Below are 1,452 nucleotides of genomic sequence, written 5' to 3' on the forward strand. Positions count from 1 at the left end.
TGTCGGTAACTTGTCTGAAAGCGATCGCGTTTTTCTATTTTTGATGGATTACGCTCACCGTCGCCGATTAAAGATTTGGGGAAGGGCTCAAGTTATTGATAACGACCCACAACTGCTCAATCAATTAGCCGATCCTAATTATCAGGCGGAATTGGGACGAGTATTAATAATTAAAGTCGAAGGATTTGACTGGAATTGTCCCCAACATATTCCGATTCGTTATTCAGAAGAAGAATTTGCCCAAATCAAAGCTCCCCTAGAAGCTCGGATTCAGGAGTTAGAGAAACAACTAGCTCAACTTTCTCCCTCAAATTGAAGCTCTCCTCATCTAGTTTGAACTGTAATAACTCAATCAATTATCACCAAGTAAGGTATTCATCATGACTAACCTAAACACCACAATGCACAAAACTATTGAGATTGATGGACTTGATATTTTCTATCGGGAAGCTGGATCCAAAAACGCCCCTACCATCCTCTTGTTACATGGATTTCCTACTTCTTCCCACATGTTCCGAAATCTAATTCCCGCCCTTGCAGACGAATTCCACCTGATTGCCCCAGATTATCCTGGTTTTGGGGCTAGTTCCATGCCGAAAGTTGATGAATTTGACTATAGCTTTGATAAGTTAGCAGATATCGTCGAAAAGTTGACGATTAAATTGGATTTACAACAATACTTTCTGTATGTGATGGACTATGGCGCACCAGTAGGCTACCGTCTAGCCAGCAAATATCCCAATAAAGTGCTAGGGCTGATTGTGCAGAATGGTAATGCCTATGAGGAAGGTTTGCGAGAGTTTTGGGAACCACTCAAAGCTTACTGGCAAGACAAAACTCCTGAAAATGCTCAAGTTCTAGCGGATTTTCTAACCCTCGAATCGACTAAGTGGCAATACACTAATGGAGTTCGCAATCCAGAAGCCATTGCTCCAGACAATTGGTTCCACGACCAATATTTGCTCGACCGTCCTGGCAACAAAGAAATTCAATTAGAACTGTTTTACAGCTACGGTACTAACCCGACTCTCTACCCACAATGGCAGGAATATTTCCGTCAGTTTCAACCTCCAACCCTAATTGTTTGGGGCAAAGGTGACTACATTTTTCCCGAAGAAGGAGCCCATCCCTACAAGCGAGATCTCAATAACATTGAATTCCATATCCTAGATACCGGTCATTTTGCCCTTGAGGAAGATCTAGAGTTGATTGCTAATTACATTCGCAACTTCGCTCGCTCTAATGGCCCTAAATAGTCAGGCAGATTCGTCGAGCACAATTAGGCATAATGAGAATCTAAGTAGTCGGATAGGTGATCGTACTAGGAATCTCAAGCAATAATTAGAGATTCCAACAATAAACCTAATTTCAGGAGGTTACCATGCAGATTCATGCAGATTTAAGTCAACGAGTTGTTGTCTATAGCGAAGAGCTACCTTGGGTTGATTCTCC

General features: G+C 42.0%; 1 protein-coding gene and 1 pseudogene. Both read left to right on the forward strand.

Going from position 1 to position 1,452, the window contains the following annotated elements; all coding sequences use genetic code 11:
• Positions 1-316, forward strand: a pseudogene (locus F6K53_RS42195) (pyridoxamine 5'-phosphate oxidase family protein); the annotation flags it as partial.
• A gap of 64 nt (positions 317-380) precedes the next feature.
• Positions 381-1,256 (forward strand): alpha/beta hydrolase, encoded by an 876-nt coding sequence (locus F6K53_RS42200; protein ID WP_293031547.1) that lies wholly within the window; start codon positions 381-383, stop codon positions 1,254-1,256.
• Positions 1,257-1,452: the final 196 nt, after the last annotated feature.

Source organism: Moorena sp. SIO4A1 (genome assembly GCF_010672065.1).
Classification (GTDB): Bacteria; Cyanobacteriota; Cyanobacteriia; order Cyanobacteriales; family Coleofasciculaceae; genus Moorena.